2 protein-coding genes and 1 pseudogene are annotated in these 5075 nt (G+C 41.5%); 1 reads left to right on the top strand and 2 read right to left on the bottom strand.

Translation table 11 applies throughout. The features are described from left to right. Positions 1-31: 31 nt before the first annotated feature. Complete coding sequence (locus NEPTK9_RS08990) at positions 32-1129, bottom strand: DUF4158 domain-containing protein (RefSeq protein ID WP_194848497.1); 1098 nt, start codon at positions 1127-1129, stop codon at positions 32-34. Then, positions 1122-2030 (bottom strand): tyrosine-type recombinase/integrase, encoded by a 909-nt coding sequence (locus tag NEPTK9_RS08985; protein WP_228547112.1) that lies wholly within the window; start codon positions 2028-2030, stop codon positions 1122-1124. Before NEPTK9_RS08985 ends, NEPTK9_RS08990 begins: the two co-directional genes overlap by 8 nt. A 240-nt stretch (positions 2031-2270) precedes the next feature. On the opposite strand from NEPTK9_RS08985, the pseudogene NEPTK9_RS08980 reads away from it, so the two are divergent. Further along, positions 2271-4826: pseudogene (locus NEPTK9_RS08980) on the top strand (Tn3 family transposase); the annotation flags it as partial. Between the last annotated feature and the right edge of the window lie 249 nt (positions 4827-5075).

Here is a 5075-nt window from a genome sequence, read left to right as displayed (position 1 = left end):
AACAGGAACAGATTATACAGAAATTACGCAGTTAATCTGAGAGAGGTAAAGCGGCAAAGATAATTGTCGCTAACCGGCAAAAATAGTTGACGCAAAACAAGTGGATCAGTTTTTTCATTGAGTCAACCATCAGCTCAGAACCGGCAGCTGCATTTTTCCTGAGAGGATCAAGCTTTTTAGTAAGGTCGTTACGGGAGACCCGTTCTTTTTTTAAAAGAAATCTATCATTTAGCTCAATGATGTGATCGATGAGGGTTTTGTAAGCTTCTGCAAGGAAACAAATGATGTAGGTGTACCTTTTCTCTGGAGGAGCTATCCTTCGCACTTCTCTGGAACTGTATGTTTTAACAAAGGCTGCAATATCTTTGATCATTTGAGGGTTGATGTCGTTCAACTTAACCTTGTGAACCTCCAATTTAGCTAGAATCGAAAGGCGATCCAAGTAGTCATTTAACACTTGAGCGGTGGGTTCTGGTGGAGAGAATTTGAAGCTCTGTAAGTCTGTGAATGCTTGATTTTTATTGGTGCAAATTAGCTTCTCACACTTTCTTTTTTGTTTATCATTGAGTTTATCAGCTATGCGGGAATAGAGGGTAAGCAGGGCTTTTTTTCTCGCTTTACTAATTTTTCTCCCCAAGCTAATGGGTTGAGGTAGAAGGATTCTTTTTTCAATGAGGAAGTTTTTACAAGACTCGGTGAGGGAACTTTGGCTAAATAGATCGATTTTAAGTTGATCTATGAGAAAATTATTTAGTGCCTCCAATGCTCGACCATCAAAAGAACGAAAGTCTAAATAGGCAATGATTTTTTTTCGATAGCTTCTCTCGGTTTCGGATCGAAGATTTTCGGAAATGGAGTCGATGAATTTCATTTCTAATTGGGTTGCAATGTAAACGATGGCTTTAAGGGGAACTTTTTTGTAGTGACTGATAAAACGTCCAGTATTTCTAAGCGCGCTGAGTTGGATCGCAAAGCAAACAAAAAGCTGCTCGTCTCCTCGACAATTTTTAAGCACAAAATCCACATCTTTTGGGGTTAATGTCCAATAAGTTACAAGCTCATCTTCAGAAATCTCCTGATTATTTTGAGAAATGTCTGGCTTTAATTGCTCGATTTCCTTGCTAGTCATAGATATTTACTTCGATTTGTTTGACCGACTCTGCTAATGATTCCTCACTGGCTCGAGTATAAATCGCTGTGGTATTGAGCGACTCGTGGCCAAGGAGAGAGGCAAGTTCCACCAGTTTGCCTTCGTTAGCCTGAAGAAAATTCATTGCAAATGTATGGCGAAGCGTATGTGTGGTTAGATGTACCCGTTTAATATGCGCTTTTTTCCCTAAGCTTTGGATGATCGCTTGAAGACCTCGTACGGTCGCGGGTTCCCCTCTTTTTGTTGCAAAGACAAAGTCATCTGGTTGAAGGCTTCTTCCCTTCAAATAGGCTGATAGAGCTCTTCTGGCTGTTGCATTAAGGGGAATTTTCCGCTCTCGCAACCCTTTTCCATCCACAATCCTCACAAATCCCACCCTTTGTTGAATGGAAATATCCCTAAATTGGAGATTTACGATTTCTCCAATTCTCATCCCTGTTTGAAGCGCTAATTGAATAAAGGCATAGTTTCTCTTGGCAAGGCCGTGTTTAGACTGCCCAGCAGCCCGTAAAAGGGCGTGAACTTCCTTTTTGTTTAGAGAGTGAGGCTGGTTACCTCGTTGAAGGCGGACAAAACGAACAGAAGTGCAAGGGTTGACCTTGGTGTGTTTATGTCTATGGGCCCAATCAAAAAAGCGTTTGAGAGATTGGAGACGTCTATTGATAGACGTGGCCTTTTGCCTTTTGATCGTCAATAGATCTTGGCGAAAGGCTTTAATATCTTCTTTGGCAATTTGTGAGAATGGAACCTCCTTTCCATAAATCTGAGTGACCCATTTTTTGAAAAAGAAGATGTCGTTAAGATACCCAGAAATCGTTCGCGCTGATAAATCTTGTTTTTTCAATTGCTGTTCAAAATCTTTGAGCAAATCTTTTTCCATCCTAACCGCCTGTTTATATTGGATGCATAATCAACATGCCGTTTAAGATACTACTTTACTGCATACAATACAAGGTTTTTTTTAATAATAGTTCGTCCATGAAACATTGGACGCACTATTTTTGAGGTGGATTTAGACTAAAGCTTGGCCTTTCAGGCCCAAAAGCAACTTTTTATCTAAAAATCTGAATCCCAATTTCTCTATAGAAATTATGCGTACAATACACTAACACCGCTTTTGGTACTTATGCGCCCCATACCCGTTCCAGGGACAACAACATTGACGAGACTTATTTCTGAGATTCGAGAAAGAGCTGAAAAGCGTCTATGGTTTAGATTATCCTCTCTGCCAAGTGCCGAACAAAAGGTCCAGCTTGAAACACTATTACAGCTGAAAGAAGACAAGAGAACTTCTTATCTGGATCATTATCGAAAAGGGCCTGTGACTGTAAGTGGTCCTTCTTTTAACGAAGCTATAGAGCGCTTTAACAGCTTGAAGGATTTTGGAATCCAAGGGATTGATTTTTCTTATGTTCCCCCTGTGAGGTTAAAGGTTCTTGGGCGTTATGCTAGCATGGCTTCAGCATACAAAATCTCTAGAATGTCTGATGAAAAACGGATCGCAACACTTCTTGCTTTTACCAAAGCTTTTGAAACCATTGCTCTCGATGAGGCTTTAGATGTTTTAGATTTGCTTATTACCGAAATTGCGGGGGAAGCAAAGAAAATTGGACAGAAAAAGCGTTTACGCACCTTAAAAGATCTCGACAGATCAGCGCTCTCGCTAGCAGAAGTTTGTCACTGGGTATTAGATGATAACGTTCCAGATGAAAGCCTTAGAAAAATGATATTTGCCACTGTTCCTCGAGAGAAAATGATGGAATCTGTGAAAATTGTGAATGACTTAGCTCGTCCTCCTGATGATGACTTTCATGATGAGCTTGTCCAGCAATATGGGCGTGTCCGAAGGTTTTTACCCCACCTACTGGATCATGTTGAATTTAAAGCAGCGCCAGGAGGAAAAGCTATTTTAGAAGCATTTGATTATCTGAGAAACATTGGCATCTCCCGTAAACGTTTTTTAAAAGATCCTCCTATTGGCATAATCCCGGCTGCTTGGGAGCGGCTTGTTATGGATCAAGATGAAAAAGTGAGTAAAAAGGGGTATACCCTTTGCTTTTTGGATAGGCTTCAAGATGCTCTACGTAGAAGGGACATCTATGTTGAGAACAGTGATCGATGGGGAGATACCAGAGCAAAGCTTCTTCAAGGAGCTGAATGGCAAGCAAACCGCATTCAAGTCTATCGCTCTATCGGACATCCCCTTAACCCAAAAGAATCCACTACTAGATTAGCAAGCCAATTAGATGAAGCTTATAAAGAAGTCATGGAGAATTTTTCAAAAAATGAAAATGTCCGTATCGATTATTCTTCTAAGAGACCTTCTTTGACAATCACACACCTGGATAAAATAGAGGAACCTCCTAGCCTCAAAAAGCTTAAAGAAGAGGTTCAGGCTCTACTTCCCAAGGTTGATCTTACTGAGCTTTTGCTAGAGGTCCATGCTCATACAGGGTTTGCTAATGAATTTACTCATGTTAGTGAGTCCCATGCTAAAGCTGAAGATATTGCGGTTAGCATCTGCGCTGTTTTGATGGCAGAGGCTTGTAATATTGGTCTAGAGCCGCTGGTAAAACATCACATTCCCGCCCTTACAAGACATCGCTTAAGCTGGGTCAAACAAAATTACCTTCGCTCTGAAACTTTGACCAAGTCAAATGCAAGGCTGGTTGATTATCAATCTACCCTCCTTCTCCCCAAAAAATGGGGAGGGGGAGAGGTCGCTTCAGCAGATGGATTGCGCTTTGTTACACCGATCCGAACGATAAATGCCGGGCCAAACAGAAAATATTTTGGCTCGAAGAAAGGGATTACTTGGTATAATTTCGTCTCAGATCAGTATTCTGGGTTCCATGGAATCGTTGTTCCGGGGACCCTAAGAGATTCAATCTTTGTTTTAGAAGGCCTGTTAGAACAGCAAACAGGCTTAAGCCCAACAGAAATCATGACAGATACTGCAGGGACAAGTGACATGATTTTTGGACTTTTCTGGCTTTTGGGGTATCAGTTTTCTCCAAGGCTTGCTGATGCTGGAGAAGCCGTTTTCTGGAGAATCGATAAAAATGCAGACTATGGTCCTCTAGATGAGATAGCCCGTAGTTGTGTCAATACCCACCGGATTGAGCAGCATTGGGATGACATGATGAGAGTCGCTGGATCTCTAAAAATAGGAACAGTTCACGCATCAGAGCTCATTCGCTCCCTATTGAAAAGCGACAAGCCTTCAAGTTTAGCTCAGGCAATTATTGACCTTGGAAGAATTAATAAAACACTCTACCTCCTCAATTACATTGATGATGAAGACTACCGCCGCCGAATACTAAACCAATTAAATCGAGGAGAGGGAAGGCATAGCATGGCTCGAGCTATTTGCCATGGGCAGAGGGGAGAAATCCGTAAAAGATACCGCGAGGGCCAAGAAGATCAACTGGGGGCTCTCGGCTTAGTGATCAATGCGGCTGTCCTATGGAACACAATTTATATGGAGGAAGCTTTAAAACATTTAAGGAATGGGCACATGGAGATCCAAGAAGAAGATGAAGCACGATTATCTCCTCTTGTCCATGAACACATTAACGTCTTAGGCCACTATTCATTTACATTGGCAGAGAGTGTCCTCAAAGGAAAGCTAAGACCACTAAATAAAATGCACGAATATGTTGAGAAAAACTTTTGAAAGTAATTTTCTAAAAATCAATCACTTGAATTGCGATTTTTGGTCCTTAGCGTACGTTTTCGTACGGTTGGGCTTCAACCCCCCAATGTATCTGAGTGGAAAGGCGAGCTTTTATCTGAGTCCGGAGAAAAAATTCGAGAGCTTTTTCCTCCGGTAAGCTTTACCCCCATTTAACCAAAAAGGGACTGGCAGACAGGGGTGCCTCAAAGGCACCGGTTAACTAAAACGATCCTTGTTCTCCACAACCTT

The sequence above is a fragment of the Candidatus Neptunochlamydia vexilliferae genome, assembly GCF_015356785.1.
Classification (GTDB): domain Bacteria; phylum Chlamydiota; class Chlamydiia; order Chlamydiales; family Simkaniaceae; genus Neptunichlamydia; species Neptunichlamydia vexilliferae.
This window is presented reverse-complemented; position numbering and strand designations above follow the sequence as displayed.

What these genes read in the sequence shown, in the direction of transcription:
- NEPTK9_RS08985 (WP_228547112.1), bottom strand. Translation starts at nt 2,030, where the DNA reads ATGGAAAAAGATTTGCTCAAAGATTTTGAACAGCAATTGAAAAAACAA.
- NEPTK9_RS08990 (WP_194848497.1), bottom strand. Translation starts at nt 1,129, where the DNA reads ATGACTAGCAAGGAAATCGAGCAATTAAAGCCAGACATTTCTCAAAAT.